Origin of the sequence: Colwellia sp. M166 (assembly GCF_024585285.1) — a bacterium.
Classification (GTDB): domain Bacteria; phylum Pseudomonadota; class Gammaproteobacteria; order Enterobacterales; family Alteromonadaceae; genus Cognaticolwellia.
Genome location: NZ_CP040755.1, coordinates 4,561,340 through 4,576,220, shown reverse-complemented (window position 1 = coordinate 4,576,220; position 14,881 = coordinate 4,561,340). Strand labels below are relative to the sequence as shown.

Annotated in this window: 14 protein-coding genes and 2 pseudogenes; 7 read left to right on the top strand and 9 right to left on the bottom strand. The window is 38.6% G+C overall.

Features of this window, described 5'->3' with window-relative positions:
* Positions 1-109 precede the first annotated feature (109 nt).
* From FGD67_RS20585 to FGD67_RS20560, 6 genes are all read right to left on the bottom strand, one after another.
* Positions 110-1,330 (bottom strand): Nramp family divalent metal transporter, encoded by a 1,221-nt coding sequence (locus FGD67_RS20585; RefSeq protein ID WP_257172884.1) that lies wholly within the window; start codon positions 1,328-1,330, stop codon positions 110-112.
* 650 nt (positions 1,331-1,980) lie between these two features.
* Positions 1,981-2,511 carry a hypothetical protein gene (locus FGD67_RS20580; RefSeq protein ID WP_257172883.1) on the bottom strand — a complete coding sequence of 177 codons (531 nt, stop codon included), beginning with the start codon at positions 2,509-2,511 and terminating at the stop codon, positions 1,981-1,983.
* Positions 2,512-2,584: 73 nt separating this feature from the next.
* Entirely contained in the window at positions 2,585-2,992 is a 408-nt protein-coding gene (locus FGD67_RS20575; protein WP_257172882.1) for a hypothetical protein, read from the bottom strand.
* Between the two features lie 87 nt (positions 2,993-3,079).
* The gene (locus FGD67_RS20570) at positions 3,080-3,538 is read right to left on the bottom strand and encodes a nuclear transport factor 2 family protein (RefSeq protein WP_077285192.1); all 459 of its coding nucleotides are present in this window, start codon (positions 3,536-3,538) and stop codon (positions 3,080-3,082) included.
* Between the two features lie 358 nt (positions 3,539-3,896).
* Positions 3,897-4,457: a YceI family protein gene (locus FGD67_RS20565; protein WP_257172881.1), complete on the bottom strand. Its 561-nt coding sequence runs from the start codon at positions 4,455-4,457 to the stop codon at positions 3,897-3,899.
* An 89-nt stretch (positions 4,458-4,546) separates the two neighbouring features.
* Positions 4,547-5,086 carry a cytochrome b gene (locus FGD67_RS20560; protein WP_257172880.1) on the bottom strand — a complete coding sequence of 180 codons (540 nt, stop codon included), beginning with the start codon at positions 5,084-5,086 and terminating at the stop codon, positions 4,547-4,549.
* 476 nt (positions 5,087-5,562) lie between these two features.
* Between FGD67_RS20560 and FGD67_RS20555 the strand changes: the two are divergent.
* The 6 genes and pseudogenes from FGD67_RS20555 to FGD67_RS20535 form a co-directional block, all read left to right on the top strand.
* A pseudogene (locus FGD67_RS20555) lies at positions 5,563-6,134 on the top strand (SulP family inorganic anion transporter).
* A gap of 10 nt (positions 6,135-6,144) precedes the next feature.
* Positions 6,145-6,810 (top strand): universal stress protein, encoded by a 666-nt coding sequence (locus tag FGD67_RS20550; RefSeq protein WP_306556772.1) that lies wholly within the window; start codon positions 6,145-6,147, stop codon positions 6,808-6,810.
* On the top strand, positions 6,807-6,995 hold the full coding sequence (locus FGD67_RS21855) for a universal stress protein (RefSeq protein ID WP_306556771.1): 189 nt from the start codon (positions 6,807-6,809) through the stop codon (positions 6,993-6,995). Before FGD67_RS20550 ends, FGD67_RS21855 begins: the two co-directional genes overlap by 4 nt.
* Before the next feature lie 196 nt (positions 6,996-7,191).
* Positions 7,192-7,779 carry a Crp/Fnr family transcriptional regulator gene (locus FGD67_RS20545; protein ID WP_257172879.1) on the top strand — a complete coding sequence of 196 codons (588 nt, stop codon included), beginning with the start codon at positions 7,192-7,194 and terminating at the stop codon, positions 7,777-7,779.
* A gap of 84 nt (positions 7,780-7,863) precedes the next feature.
* Positions 7,864-8,094, top strand: a complete 231-nt coding sequence (locus tag FGD67_RS20540; RefSeq protein WP_257172878.1) for a nitroreductase family protein — start codon at positions 7,864-7,866, stop codon at positions 8,092-8,094.
* Positions 8,064-8,222, top strand: a pseudogene (locus tag FGD67_RS20535) (IS110 family transposase); the annotation flags it as partial. The gene FGD67_RS20540 and the pseudogene FGD67_RS20535, both read left to right, overlap by 31 nt.
* Positions 8,223-8,705: 483 nt before the next feature.
* Here FGD67_RS20535 and FGD67_RS20530 read toward each other — a convergent pair.
* From FGD67_RS20530 to FGD67_RS20520, 3 genes are all read right to left on the bottom strand, one after another.
* Entirely contained in the window at positions 8,706-9,410 is a 705-nt protein-coding gene (locus tag FGD67_RS20530) for a GIY-YIG nuclease family protein (protein WP_257172877.1), read from the bottom strand.
* A 526-nt stretch (positions 9,411-9,936) separates the two neighbouring features.
* Positions 9,937-12,978 carry an efflux RND transporter permease subunit gene (locus FGD67_RS20525; RefSeq protein WP_257172876.1) on the bottom strand — a complete coding sequence of 1,014 codons (3,042 nt, stop codon included), beginning with the start codon at positions 12,976-12,978 and terminating at the stop codon, positions 9,937-9,939.
* A 1-nt stretch (position 12,979) separates the two neighbouring features.
* A complete protein-coding gene (locus FGD67_RS20520; protein ID WP_257172875.1) occupies positions 12,980-14,026 on the bottom strand; it encodes an efflux RND transporter periplasmic adaptor subunit in 1,047 nt (348 codons plus the stop codon).
* Between the two features lie 136 nt (positions 14,027-14,162).
* Here FGD67_RS20520 and FGD67_RS20515 point away from each other — a divergent pair, with 136 nt between their 5' ends.
* On the top strand, positions 14,163-14,795 hold the full coding sequence (locus FGD67_RS20515) for a TetR/AcrR family transcriptional regulator (protein WP_257172874.1): 633 nt from the start codon (positions 14,163-14,165) through the stop codon (positions 14,793-14,795).
* Positions 14,796-14,881 lie beyond the last annotated feature (86 nt).

Here is a 14,881-nt window from a genome sequence, read left to right as displayed (position 1 = left end):
ACATGGCTTAGGCTAATATGGTACATAAACGCCTAGGAGTAGCAGAAGAATAAAAATCAACATCTAAAGCAAGCTTTATGCTGCTGTAAACGTTTAGCGTTTTTAACGATCACAACAAACCAAAAGCAGACAGTAAACTTCGCGCACTTAACATCAAGGCAATAAAGATAACTGCCGCGCCAGCGATGTTTTGCCAAAGCTTATTACGATATTCGCCTAGCACTTGACTATTCATGATCCATAATAAAAAAACACTTATAACCGGTAATAATATGCCGTTTGCAACCTGAGCAAACCAAATAATAGCAATAGGTTTGTAGCCTAAACTAGCGACAACTACACCAATAACAAGAATTGTCATCCAAGTCATTTTAAAGCTCAACGCGTTGAGATCTTTATTCCAATTTAAAATACCACTTAAGGCAAATGCAGCTGCTAATGGCGCCGTTATCGCAGAAGAAATTCCAGCAGAAAACAACCCAATAGCAATAAATATACTTGCCCAATCACCAAATAATGGTTGTAAGGATGGTGCTAAATCTGCTGCGCTTTGTAGCTGTAGTTGTTGACCAAAAAACGCCGACGCTGCGGTCGAAACAATCGCAATTGAAATTAATCCGCCTAACGGGATAGAAATAAATAAATCTTGTCTTGCCTCGGTTAAGTCACTACTCGATTGCCACTTTTTACTGGCTGTAGCAGCATGTAAAAATAAATTATAAGGTACAACAGTGGTACCAATAAGCGCTATCACAGTTAAGCCCGCTCCTGTAGGTAATTCAAAGGCAAACATACTTGATATAAGCCCTGTCCAATCAGGTTTAGTAAGAAAAAAGCTAACGAGAAAAGCCATACTCATTAATCCTACTAACACCACAAGTGCCCGTTCAATCAACTTATAACTGCCGGTATAAAGTAATATAAATGCCACGCTGCCGATTAATACCGGAAAAACAACATTGGTATAGGCAATAGACAATGAAAGTTGCTCACTGATACTAGCCAAACCTAAACTCGCCCCTGAAATATTACCGCTTTGATAAGCACCATTGCCAATAACAATCGCGCTAACGACTAACAAAATGGTCAGTGTTCGCCAAAATGGCTGGGAAATCGCTTGGCGAATATTTTCCCCCAACCCTTGTTGAGTAATAATACCTAACCGTGCGGCCATTTCTTGTAAAACGAGCGTTGCGATCATCGCAAATAACAACGCCCAAATCAGGGTTAAACCGTAATTTGCCCCGGCCATGGAAGCAGTAATAACCGTACCCGGACCGATAAATGCTGCAGTGACTAAAAATGCTGGCCCAACTTTTGGAAGTTTCATGTTTATCTACCCACTTGTTTTTATATTTATAAGGTAACTAGCGTTCTTCATCAGAATCATTGATAATTTACTCTATATCTTGGTATTTTTTCACTCAGCAGCCATTTAGTTACACACTAAAACCATCTTTGTGTGTTTCCTCTATGGACAGACAATACCTTTACAGCATTTAACAGTACTTCAGAGCTAACCTGCAATATACATAAGTTAGCTTCATATCACAGAAATACAATTCAATTTATGAGTGATAGTATTGATTATATTTGTCGATGCTATTTCAAAGTATAGAGTCGATTAAAGTGACATCCTAGGGCTGTAAATACTGAGCGTAGCTCGCTATAAAATATTTTTAAAAGTAACAGTCGATAGAAAATAAGGCCATTGCAACGCCCCTCTCCTTTAAGATAATTTACTGATATACGTTGTCAGAGTATTTAGCTGCTTACCACTTTTCTATGCTTAATAGAGAGTGCTTAATGCAGCATGCAGCATGCAGACAGGAAAACACTGACTAACATTAACAGCTAACTTAGCCGCTTAATTTTAAAGTTAACATCTACAATAAAGCAAAGGTTGTCAGTAAGTTCAAAAGTGTAATAAGCCATTAAATAGACCTACTATAACTAACATTCAAATATTTTTAGCGATTACTATTTTACTTTGGCGTAATACAAAATGAATAACGAAAATATTATCTCAAACGTACCACCCAAAAGCGCCCCTGTAATAAAGGGCGCACCGAACAATAGGCAAAACACGCCGACAATAGTAAGTGTAGCGCCCAAAAGCCAATAAAGTTTGATACCGTAAAGTGTTTGAAAAACCAGATAGCGAACACCAATAATCATCAACATAATGGGATAAAACCAATCTACTCGCAGCTTTGCTACTGAAAAAGCTATAAATAACCCAACAAATAAAATGGCGGTACTTTCTAAGGCAAGTTTACCAAGCGGATTATTAACTTTATGACGCCCTGAACGTTGTAATAGTTTCGATAAAAATAAACTTAATGGATATATAACCATACCACCAAAAAACAGTGTCAACATACTCGTTTGGGGTGAAGAATATACGGCGACTATACCCGCAACACTCCAAATAAGACCGGAAGCAAGCCCCCCCGTACCGCCACCGAAATATGCATCGTTCATATTCTTTTGTGCATCATCAAATATCATCAAGGCTCCTTATTGTTATTTTTACCTAGGAAGTACACAAAATAGTAATATTAACGCATTAAATACACTTGCCTTATTTTTCAAAAAAACCTAACTCAGAACTGCCCTTGATCTCTATTTTCTGTTGAATAACGTCACCAGTTTCTTTCAACTCAATCCATACCGCCGAATAACTCTCACCTAAAGTACCTTTAACAACATATTCTTTATTTGCTTCAGGTTTAAATGTTATATCTCCTTTGACTTCATATACCTCATCAGTAAACGCTTGGATCGGAGCCGCGTGTTCAGTTCTCCCTATAATGCTAAACACCGCTTCCTCGGAAGGAACGTTAGTTTCAAGCAACTTAGTGGTTAAATAAAAACCTTGACCATAGGTCGCATTCCTTGTCGCGCCAAGCGTATTTTCAATTATTTTACCGTTAACTTTACTTAAATAGAATAGGTTGATGCACAACCGGTTAATAATAGTGCCAAACATGCGAGTAAAGTTTTCATTTCATTTCCTTTTTATTATTTGGAAGATGGTAATACCGAGTTAATTTAATAGTGAATAAATACAGTCTGGTTATTCATGATACTTGCGGATCACAGCAACTTTACCATCTTCCATTTCCAGTACTTCCATCATGGTTTGCGTGTAGTCAATTGCTTGATTGTTTTGCGGGTGGATGCCCTTCGCACTACTTTTATAACGAATAGCAATCGCTGAATTATTAAAAATAAAAACATCTAAGAGCTCAGCCTTATATTCACTATGCGCCCCTAAATAAAACAACATACCTTTACGCATATCATCTTTACCACTAGGTAATCTAGAATCATCTGTTTGCCATGGTAAGTGTGAATGACCAATATCATCAACAAGTAAGTCAAAATAGCGCTCTAAATCTGCTTTAGTTGCATTGGGTGCTTGAGTTGCAGTCATCACGTTGAAATAGCGTTGTGCAAATTTTTCAAGATCAGCGGCATGTGTACTCAGTGATATAGTAAAGGTGAGTGTAAAAGCCAATAGTAATCGTTTCATAAAAATTCCTTTTTTAGATTTTTCTCGCTGTTACTGATATTAACAACAAACTTTTTAGGCGAATTTTAAACTAAACTTAATATCACATAAAATCAGCCGATTAGAAACTATAATAATAATAGATTTCATATCTAACAATGTAGTGTGATAGAACTCGATGTGCGTAATTGATAAATTTTACGAGGGAAAATTGAATGAAAAGCTTATGCTGTAGCCCGTTTGTTGTTCGCATATTTACTAATGATAGAGCTTTAAAAATAAATTAGCAGCGATAATTTGCAGTTACTTATTGCCATTAAAGCGCTGCAACTCATACCAGCGACTTATGTAATGGCAATAATAGCAATGGTGAATAATATTACTGACGAATACCTTCAATATGTAATTCTAGATCAACTTGACCGTAATCTTGTTTAAAACCAAAATCAGCCATACTAATCGTTGCTGTACCACTAAAACCTAAACGATAGCCGCCCCATGGGTCACTACCTTCACCCACTTTAACCGCATCAATGGTCATTGGTTTAGTAACGCCATGTAGCGTAAAGTTGCCATTAATAGCGAGTTTACCATTCCCTTGGTCGGTAACCTTAGTGCTAATAAAAGTCGCTTGGGCAAATTTATTCACATCAAGAAAATCATCTGAGCGTACATGTTTATCACGCATTGCATGGTTAGAGTCAAAACTTGAGGTATCTACTTTTACTGATATTTTGGCTGCTGAAATATTGTTTTCATCATAAGAAAACGTGCCTGAAAATTTATTAAATCTGCCCGTTAAAACACTAAACCCCAAATGACTTGCTTTAATGTTAATTGACGCATGCGCACCTTCATGATCAATTTTATAATCTGCTGCAAAAGCAGGTAATAATGCGCTTGAGGCAAACAATGTGGTGACTAAAAGTAATTTTTTCATGGTATATCCTTTTGCCTTAAAGGCTGTTACATAATGGCTACGGCCAAAATTTAGTTAATTAATTACATAAAACTTTTATCTAATAAACGCTATTTTAACATTCTGCTTAAGGTTTCATCTTTATCAATTAGGTGATGCTTGACTGCTGCTGCGCCATGTAACAAAGACAAAGTAATTAAAATATAAGCGCTATATTCGTGAACTAAACCAGCAAGATCTTCTTGGTTTTCCAGTAAATCACCTAACCCGCCAACACTAAACCAATTAAAAACCTCGATAGAGCGCCCATCAGCACTAGACATTAAAAAACCACTGCTCATCAATACAAACAAAAGTAGATAAAGCCCTATGTGCGCAATTTTTGACGCTTGTTTAACCTGTAAAGAATGGCTAGCGATAGCCTTAGGTTGAAAGCTTATTAAGCGCCAAATCAAGCGCAGTATGGTAACTATAAACAGCAGTACTCCAACACTTTCATGCCAGTGCGGCGCAGTTTTATACCATTGACTGTAATACGTTAAGTCAACCATCCAAAAGCCTACACCAAACATTGAAAAAACGGTAACTGCACTGAGCCAGTGAAATAGTTTACTGATTAAGCCGAATTTTTCTTCCGTATTTTTCCACATCGAGTTATTCATCAAATGTTAAGATGCTGTCAGTTTATATAATACGAACAACGTAATAAACACCGACTTAAGTAAATAATAATTACGGTAAACGCAACAATAATAGCATCTATAACAATAAAACAAACACCGTCAATACGGAGTTAACATCAGCCACTATGCTGACAGCCTTTATTAATGAATGACGACAAATGATGAGCAAAAGTTACCAGTACTTAATGTCCAAAGTACAATCGAAAAAACGAGCCACATCTACAACCTGGTTGGAAGGCATTGTAATAAAAACATAAAACCGTGTATCATCTGTACAACTTAATATCATATGGAGCTCGTTTTGACACATACGCCGCCCTAGGCCCTCACCTTATTTCATCTCGCTCAAGACTATGAGCAACTTTATCGCGCTTGTCGCGACACAAACTTGTACACGTTTTTCACAACCTCACTTTGAGGCACTAAATTTTAGGTAATTTTGCATGTTCGAACACGTAAAAAGAGACTGGCTCTCTAATATTCGTGGTGATGTACTTGCGGGTATTGTTGTGGCGCTAGCCCTGATCCCCGAAGCCATTGCATTTTCTATTATTGCTGGCGTTGACCCAAAGGTCGGCTTGTATGCATCCTTTTGTATCGCTGTGATTATTGCTTTTGTTGGCGGTCGCCCCGGCATGATTTCAGCCGCTACAGGCGCAATGGCTTTGTTAATGGTCACTTTGGTCACTTTATGGCAGTTAAATCACATTACTCAGCAGCAGATAAAGTACGTACTTATGAAGTTGTAGGACAAGTATTCTTTGCTTCTGCAGAGCAATTTATTGCAGCATTCGACTTTAAAGAAGCAGTTGACACTGTTGTCATCGATCTCACTCAGGCACATTTTTGGGATATTACAGCGGTTTCCTCATTAGATAAAATGGTGATTAAATTTCGACGTGAAGGTGCCACTGTTAAAGTAATAGGCATGAATGAAGCCACAGAAACAGTTGTTGATAAATTTGGCGTACATAATGACCCAGCACAAGTAGACAAGCTATTGGGTGGACATTAGGAGATAAGTTATGAATAAAATAATTACTTGTATCGATGGCTCAGCCATAACGTCAGCAGTAACAGAAGCTGGAAAATGGGCCGAAAAAAAGCTAAATAAGCCGTTATGCTTTCTCCATATTATTGAGAAGTCACAACAACACGGTGCTGACGATTATACCGGAGCCATAGGCTTAGGTGCTCAATCAGCCCTGCTTGAAGAAATGACGATACTCGATGAGCAAAAAAGTAAGCTTGCATTAACATTAGGCAATGACTTACTTGATTCTGTGGCTGAAGACGCTGCTACTTATGGTATTGAAACGGTTGAAACAATGCAGCGACATGGTGATATTGTTGAAGAGTTAATGGCATTAGAGCAACTGACTCGTTTGATTGTTATTGGGCGAAAAGGCGCTGGCCACGCACATGAGTTTAAAGCTCTTGGCTCACACATAGAAACCTTGTTACGAAAAGCAACACAACCTATCTTCATTGTACCTGAAGCATTCAGCCCGCCTAAATCATTTATGATTGCTTACGATGGCAGAGAATCGGCTGACCGTACTTTGCAAAAAGTGTTAGACGGCGGATTATTGCACGGTATTGATTGTCACTTAGTGGCAGTAAAAAATAACGAAGTCATGCTAAAAGAAAAATTTGATACAGCTAAAACAAGCTTATCGAGCGAGGATTGAATGTTATTCCGGCGCTGTTAGAGGGAGACATCAATGAACAGTTAACTCGTTATCAGCAAGAGCAAAACATTGAATTAATCGTCATGGGGGCTTTTGGCCATTCCAGGTTACGACAATTTTTTGTCGGTAGTAATACCTTAAAAATGTTGGAAAACACTGAAGTTCCGTTAATTATTATGCGTTAACGCACTTTGGCCTACTTTTTAATGTTGGTAAAGGCTAATACGCTTTGCCAACATTTTTATCCTTATTGCCAACAAATATTCTGTCAAATACCTACGACTACCAATATCGTTATCGTTATCGTTATCGTTAATTATAGGCTCAAGCTTTTTATTAACGTAAACTCTGCTTATCTTATATAACGCTATTTAATACATTATGCTGCCAGCTATTGCCCACCTAAAATGCACCCTTGAAAGTTATTACCCTATATCAGCCGCTGCATGGCACGACTATCAACAATGTTTAACGTCAAAGCAGCTTAATAAAGGAAAAGTGCTTTATGCACAGGGAGAAATAGCAAGCCATTTTGCTTTTATTCATAAGGGACTCATGCGAGCTTATGTGACTGACCTTGAAGGAAATGAATATAATAAAAATTTCTTTTGTGAAGGACGCTTTCCAGGGGATATGACATCACTCATTAAAAGTGAAGCGAGCTTTTTAGCACTTGAGGCACTGGAAGATTGCGACATAATAGAAATTAACTTTTCTCAATTTAGAGCTGCGCTATTTAGCAACCCAGAATTAATGAAATTCCATATTCATTATCTTGAAAAACACTGGTTAGTAGAAAAAGAAACCAAAGAGATTAGTTATTTACAGTTTGAAGCAAAACAGCGCTACCTAAAATTTTTAGAAGATTATCACATCATGCTGCCACGCCTAGCTCAGTACCATATCGCCAGTTATTTAGGTATTACACCGACACAATTAAGCCGAATAAAAAAAGATTTAAAAAATTAAGTGTTATCAACATATGTAAATGAGTGTGGCAAATAAGCTCAGTACACTATGTGCATCAAAACAAAATAAAACAAGGTAGATATTATGAATTTTATTGATGCACTCAATTGGCGTTATGCCGTAAACCAATTCTCAAATGAAAAATTAAATCAACAACAAGTTAATGGCTTAATTGAAAGCGTACGCTTAAGTGCGAGCTCTTATGGATTACAACCTTATCAGTTGTTTGTAATAGCAAGTGATCAGGTTAAAAATGATTTACTGCCCTTTAGTTATGGACAAACAAAAGTAATGACAACGCTAAACGCTATTTAGCTAAATTACAAAAACGCATGAGTAAAGGTAAAGCATTATCTGCACTGGCACATAAAATTGGTCGCTGTGTTTACTTCATGCTTCGAGATAGGCAGGTTTTTGATGAAGATAAGTTTTTAAACCGTTAAGTCGCACAATGGCGAGAGCTGAACACCTAACTGGATGAATAAGAGCATCTGATTAATCATCGCGTCCGTTAACTGAAAGTTGATGATTATTATGCCGAGTAGTCCAAGCCACTTCGCTTGATTAGACTCGCCATTGGTGCGCATTAACGTTAAAAGTTGCAATGAGCAAGCGCGTTTACACCTTAACTGAGTCTTAAACTAACTGAACTGTGCCCAAAGGCACTGAGTCATTATGCTTGAATAGTACCAGCGTAAGGTTAACCGATAAATGTCTAGTGCCCCTACTTAACCTATGGATAGACAGAGTAGGCAGTGATGAGATCACAATAAGAGAGCCTCTATATGTGTTTGCCGTAAACCGTTGTTTAATGGCTAATTGACATAGCGAAGTAGATGAACTTGTGAATTGACTGAACAATTAGCTGCCTAACGGCAGCTAAATAAAACCCTATTGCCTATTGACGGGAATAAGGCTCATATGTGTTACGTGTTGATTGGTACAAACTCGCGCTCAATTAAGTTAATTACTGAGGCAACTGTTTCAGTGCTTATACTCATTACTTTTGCACCACCTTTTTTTCCTTGCTCTACGTCAAATCCTCGACCTTCAAGAAACTCTTTAATATCATCATAGACATCCCTGCTCCGACCTATAGAGAGATGATGCTTACCCGACTTCCTTGCATTTACGTAGTAAGTTAGCAGTTTTTCGTCACTGAAAAATGTAGGCCCAGCAATCCGTGAACTGGATCTAAGAGGCTTCTCTAGTAAATCTGAAATTTCGCCAAGTAAAATATGATCAGACTTTTGTTTCGCTTCTACCTCTTTACGAAGGACGCTTTGAGTATAAACATCATTACTTTGCTCAATCGGTAATTCCTTCGCACCTATTAGCTCCATAATTGGTTGCATACGCTCGACTAAAGTATCGTCTTTATCTAAGAACCACTCACCCTCAACTCGGCTGTCATCCAGGAGCATATGTAACGCATTTTCAACAGCCCTTGCGTCATGATGCTCCCAAGCGGCTATACATTGCGCCTTTATAGGAGATTTTGTATTGCTTATCTGTAGCAACCTTGAACTAAGGCTTGCATTCCCGGCTCCAGTTATACCCACTTTTTTATACGGAATATCGACGTTCCCACCAATATCGACATGACGCATTACATAGATAATATTTTGCATTATTCAAAAATACTCCGAACTCTTAAAGACACGTAACAGCTTATTAGTGAGCATTTCAATTTAAAACAAATATTTGAAACAATTTCATTTTAAAGATAACCCACTTTTTATTAATGATTTCAATACGTTACCAGTAATTGTTTACCTTATCAAACAAAAATTCATGTGGAGAAAGTGAGCATTGAGATATGTGCGACTTTTAATGACTCGCTATGTAATATTTTTAATTAATTTATCCTAAGTAAAACAATAAATTATAAAGCCACTCTTATATATTCTTGCCGCTTATAAAATTACATAACGTGCCATCACCTTGTATTTTCAGAAATTAGCAGGACACCCTTCCTAAACTCCTCAATCCCAAAAGAATTAGTTGACCACAACACTCACTAAATTACCGTAGGTAAGATAAATACTTGAAAGATCCATTCAAGATTGAATGCAGCCATAAAAATGCCAAAAAAAAAGCGAACCCAAACAGATCCACTTAATATTTTACTTATGGCTTATAACTATCAGTTTAACACTAGTATTTTGTCACTTTAATTTTATAAAACACGCTGTAAAGTACTGGCACCGCGATCATTGTTAAAATAGTAGCAAACGCGAGACCGCCCATAATAGTCACCGACATGTCGGCAAAGAAAGGGTCTAATATTAGTGGCATAACACCTAATATCGTGGTGATAGCCGCTAATGAAACCGGTCGTAAACGACTCAAACTTGCTTCAACAATGGCGATGTCTTTTTCTTTACCTTCAATGATTTGTAAATCAATCTCTTCCAACAGCACAATGGCATTTTTAATTAACATACCAAATAAGCTTAAAAAGCCGAGCAATGACATAAAACCAAATGGTAAATCGGCCAATAGCAAACCAGCGACTACGCCAACAACGGCCATTGGCACAATTAACCAGATAATAATCGGTTGTCTTGCCCGGCCAAACAATAGCACACTGATCAAAAACATCACTAAAAAGCCTAGCGGTAAGCCTTGTCCTAACGCGGCTTGTGCATCACGTGATGATTCATATTCACCGCCCCACTGTAGCTGGTAGCCTTGGGGTAAGCTAATTGCTTCAATTTTTGCTTGTGTGCGATTAAAAGCTTCGCCAGTGGTTTCGCTGTAACCCGCCTCTGCCTTAACCGTAATAGTGCGAACGCGATCACGGCGGTTAATCAGTAGCTCTTCACTTGTGTAGTTCATTTTACCGCTTACTTGTTTAAACGGTACGTAGGTACGTTGGCTACTACTCCACACTAAGCTATTTTGTAAACCTACCAGCTGATCAGGGTTGGTATTACTGTTTCTGGCGATAATTGGATACAGGTAATCACCATCTTGTAACTGACCTATTTGCAAACCGTCAGTGTAAAACTTAATGGCTTGGCTGAAATCGCTACGCGAAACGCCGGCGGTACCTGCGGCAATATCGTCATACTCAGGGGCTAAAACAATACCTTTATCGCGCCAGTCGTCACGTATATCGCGAATTTTACCATCAGCAAAGTATATCGCTTTGGCTTGCTCGGCCAAGTCACGCAAAATAGCAGGATCTTCACCAGAAAAACGTGCTTGAATTTTAGCGCCCGCACCTGGGCCAAATTGCATAATTTCGGCGTAAAAATTCACATTAGGGTTTGCTGCCCGCAATTTATTGGAAACTTCTTGCGCTAAACGTGGAATATCGGCTGCGTCATATGCGCGCACTAAAAATAAACCATAGCTTTCATTAGGTAACTCTGGCCCAAACACTAAAGTAAAACGCTCTGAGCTTTCGCCAATAAAGGTTGCAGTTGATTCAATCCCTTCAGTGTCGAGGATCAGCTTTTCACCTGCTTTCATATACTTTTCTGTTGCACGAATGTCTGAGTCTTGTGCGCCCCAGTAATGAACAAAAAATACTGGTGTATTCGACGGTGGGAAAAAGCCTTGTTTAATCAAGCCAAAACTTGCATAAGCACCAATGGTAATGGCAACTAAGATCGCCAAGGTGACACCACGCCAATGCAGTGCATTACGCAAAACAACTAAGTAAGCTTTATGAAATAAAGAGTGAGACTCTTCCTGACCTTCTTTATCGCCAACTTTATAAAAGTACTTACCAAGCAAAGGCGTTAAAGTCACAGCCAGCACCCAACTGAGCATTAAAGAAATTAACACCACAGCAAACAATGAAAACAAGAACTCGCCCGTTGCATCATCTGACAGGCCAATACCTGAAAATGCAGCAATACCTATCACCGTTGCGCCAAGTAGAGGCCATTGGGTTCTTCTGACAATAAAACTGGCAGACTCCATGGCAGACTTGCCTTTTTCCATTCTCAGCATCATACCTTCAGCAACCACAATGGCATTATCAACCAGCATCCCCATCGCAATAACCATGGCACCTAAAGAGATACGCTGTAATTGTAAATCATACAGCCACATGATCAGCACAGTGCCTAATACGGTGATCAATAAAGTGCCGCCAACCACAACACCTGAGCGCCAGCCCATAAAAATACACAGTGCTAGGGTTACCACCGCCACTGATGCTTCAAGGTTGAGAATAAAGCCATCAACCGATTCATCAACAATTTTCGCTTGGTTGTAAATAGAAGACACTTCAATGCCGGCCGGCAACTTCGCCAACACTTCAGTTAATTTAGCTTCAATGTGCTGGCCTACATCAACAATATTAATATCATTTTGCGCAGACACTGCCAGGGTAATTGCTTGCTCACCATTAAAGCGTTTTAAACCACTGGGTATGGCTACCGGTTGAAGGCTTAGCTTGGCAATATCTTTTATTTTAATCGAGGCATTATTACCCGGCACAACAATCGATAAGTTTTCTATCTCTGTTATTTTATTGGTTGAGCTTTCAACCGGAATGCGAATTTGTTTATCGCCAACATATAACCTACCGCCGCTAAAAGGCTTTAAATTACTGGCTAGCACTTGCTGAATATCAGGAAACGACAAACCTAAGCCAGCAATTTGATAACTGTCTATAGTGGCAACTATTTCTTCTTCTAAAATACCGCCCACTTTCACTTTGGCTACGCCATCAACGGTTAGCACTTCACGACGAATAATACGAGCAAACTCACGCATTTGATCAGCGCTAAAATCAGGTGCTGATAACGCATAATAAATACCATAAACATCACCAAAATCGTCGACAACTACCGGCGCACTCGCTCCTAGTGGCAAGTTGTGTTCGATATCACGCAGTCGCTTTCGCAACTCATCCCAAATTTGAGGCAATAATGGCCCATCAATATTAGGTTGTATTTCCATGGTTATCCGAGAAAATCCCGGCTTACTGACTGATGTCAACGTATCTAATTGCCACATTTGTTGCAGGGCAATTTCAACTTGTTCAGTCACTTCTTTTTCAACTTTTTCTGCGCTGGCACCTGGGTAATAAGTAAAAATAACCGCTTGTTTGATGGTAAAAGCAGGGTCTTCCAAGCGCCCTATTTTTCCCATGGCGACAATGCCACCAATAATAAAGCAGATGGATAAAAGCCAAATGTTAATCGGTTTAGTTAATGAAAAACGTGCGATATCCATGTTAATAAGTCGCCTTATATTCTCTAACCGACAGCCCTTCACGCATTTGCCCTACAGCGGCAGAAACCACTTTATCTCCAGCGCTCAGCCCACTAGAAATTAACGCAAAACCGCCCTGTAATTGAGAAACCTCGACTTTAACTTTGTGGATAGTGTTTTGCGCAGCATTGAAGCGCCAAACACTAAAGCCATCATCACTGCTGCCCATCAAAGCATTTAATGGAATAAGCAATGCTTGGGCACGGTTATTCTTATCTGTAATATTTACGATAGCTCTTGAGCCAGGATAAAATAAGTTAGTTACTTCTGAATCTAAGGCAAAGGTAACATCATAAGTTTGGGTAACAGGATCAGGGGTTGTTTTATGCTCAACATAATGAATATCAAATACTTTATCAGCTTGGCCAATAATATGCGCCGTAGCTTTAACATTACGATTACCCGCATTAGCTGTCATAATTCTTTCAGGTACTTCAAAACTAAAGTAAAGCTCTGATCTATCTTGTAAATTTGCAACGATGTCGCCGGTTCGAATTAAACTGTTATTTTCAATATATCTTGCGCCTACAACAGCGTCAAACGGCGCTCTAATCGTACAATAACTTAAATCTTGCTCGGCGTTTTCTAGTGCAATTTTGGTGATTGAAAATTGCGATTTAGCTTCATCATAATCTCGCTGCGAAGCAACATTTTTTTCAAAAACACCTTTGATACGTTTTAAATCACGTTGTGCGTCTTCATGTCGAATACGACTTTCTTCCACTTTACGTTGAAAAGGCGCAGGGTCAATTTTCGCTAACACTTGACCTTTTTTTACCGCACTGCCTTCAACAAGCTCTTCAAAAATTAAGCGCCCTGAAACTTCAAATTTAAGATCTACACTTTTCACAGCAGATACTGTTGCAGGGAACTCATAATCATTAGTTAAACTAGTTAGTTGTGCAGAGGATAACTGCACAACTACCGGTGGTTTTTCTTTAACAACTTCTGTTGATTCAGAGCAGGCCTGTAATATAAACACTACGGCGAGTATAAAAATTCGATTCACATTAACTCCAAGACATTTAGGATAAAATAAAGCTACCTGAGGCTTATTGAACAAAAAGCAACCACTTAGCCAGTAAACTAAAAAATAAAGCGCAACTATAGCACAGGTTTACACATTAACAACTATTGTAAACCTGTTGTTTATTGTTATCACTCACGTTAAAATAAAAAAATTAGCCTTACTAAGAGACGATACTTTGCAAAGCACTACCGAGAAGATTCTCGCCCTAGCGATGGAATGTTTTTTCCAGCACGGATACGACACCACCAATATATCTATGATAAGTCGTTATGCGGGTATCTCTCGTGTTACTATTCATAAACAGTTTAAATCTAAAGAAGTTTTATTTAGGGCTGTCGTTAATCAGCACTTTAAGCAACACAATATACTGCTTAACGATTATAGTAGATCAAATGGTGACTTTTGGCAGGAAACCTATGAGCTAATTATTCAACGCTGTGAAGGTTTGTTTAATGATGTGTCAAGTAGCCTAGTTCGCGCAAATTTATTACATGCCGGCCACGCTTTTTGTAAAGATCTGATTGAGGCCGAAGAAACCGTTATCAAGCAAAGCATTCAAGTAAGAATCGAAAAAGAAGTCGCAGAAAATCGCTTAACATTGCAAAAAGTTGGTTTATCGGCAGAAACTTTAGCAGAAACATTACATTTTGCGCCCTTTGGCATTACGGTGTCAGTGTCAAACCAAGATAATTTAGCGTTTGTGAAAAACCTTATGTCGGTTTTTAAAGCATCAACGCTACCGCTTTAGCATAATCAATTGGCATTATTAATGTAATGTATCGGGTCTTAGCGGAATATTTTAGTATCGTGTGGATTGATAAAGCTAACGTCCAA

Bases quoted from the DNA above. Each gene is read 5' to 3' on its own strand.
- FGD67_RS20585 (WP_257172884.1), bottom strand. From the start codon at position 1,330: ATGAAACTTCCAAAAGTTGGGCCAGCATTTTTAGTCACTGCAGCATTT.
- FGD67_RS20580 (WP_257172883.1), bottom strand. From the start codon at position 2,511: ATGATATTTGATGATGCACAAAAGAATATGAACGATGCATATTTCGGT.
- FGD67_RS20575 (WP_257172882.1), bottom strand. From the start codon at position 2,992: ATGTTTGGCACTATTATTAACCGGTTGTGCATCAACCTATTCTATTTA.
- FGD67_RS20570 (WP_077285192.1), bottom strand. From the start codon at position 3,538: ATGAAACGATTACTATTGGCTTTTACACTCACCTTTACTATATCACTG.
- FGD67_RS20565 (WP_257172881.1), bottom strand. From the start codon at position 4,457: ATGAAAAAATTACTTTTAGTCACCACATTGTTTGCCTCAAGCGCATTA.
- FGD67_RS20560 (WP_257172880.1), bottom strand. From the start codon at position 5,086: ATGTGGAAAAATACGGAAGAAAAATTCGGCTTAATCAGTAAACTATTT.
- FGD67_RS20550 (WP_306556772.1), top strand. From the start codon at position 6,145: ATGAATAAAATAATTACTTGTATCGATGGCTCAGCCATAACGTCAGCA.
- FGD67_RS20545 (WP_257172879.1), top strand. From the start codon at position 7,192: ATGCTGCCAGCTATTGCCCACCTAAAATGCACCCTTGAAAGTTATTAC.
- FGD67_RS20540 (WP_257172878.1), top strand. From the start codon at position 7,864: ATGAATTTTATTGATGCACTCAATTGGCGTTATGCCGTAAACCAATTC.
- FGD67_RS20530 (WP_257172877.1), bottom strand. From the start codon at position 9,410: ATGCAAAATATTATCTATGTAATGCGTCATGTCGATATTGGTGGGAAC.
- FGD67_RS20525 (WP_257172876.1), bottom strand. From the start codon at position 12,978: ATGGATATCGCACGTTTTTCATTAACTAAACCGATTAACATTTGGCTT.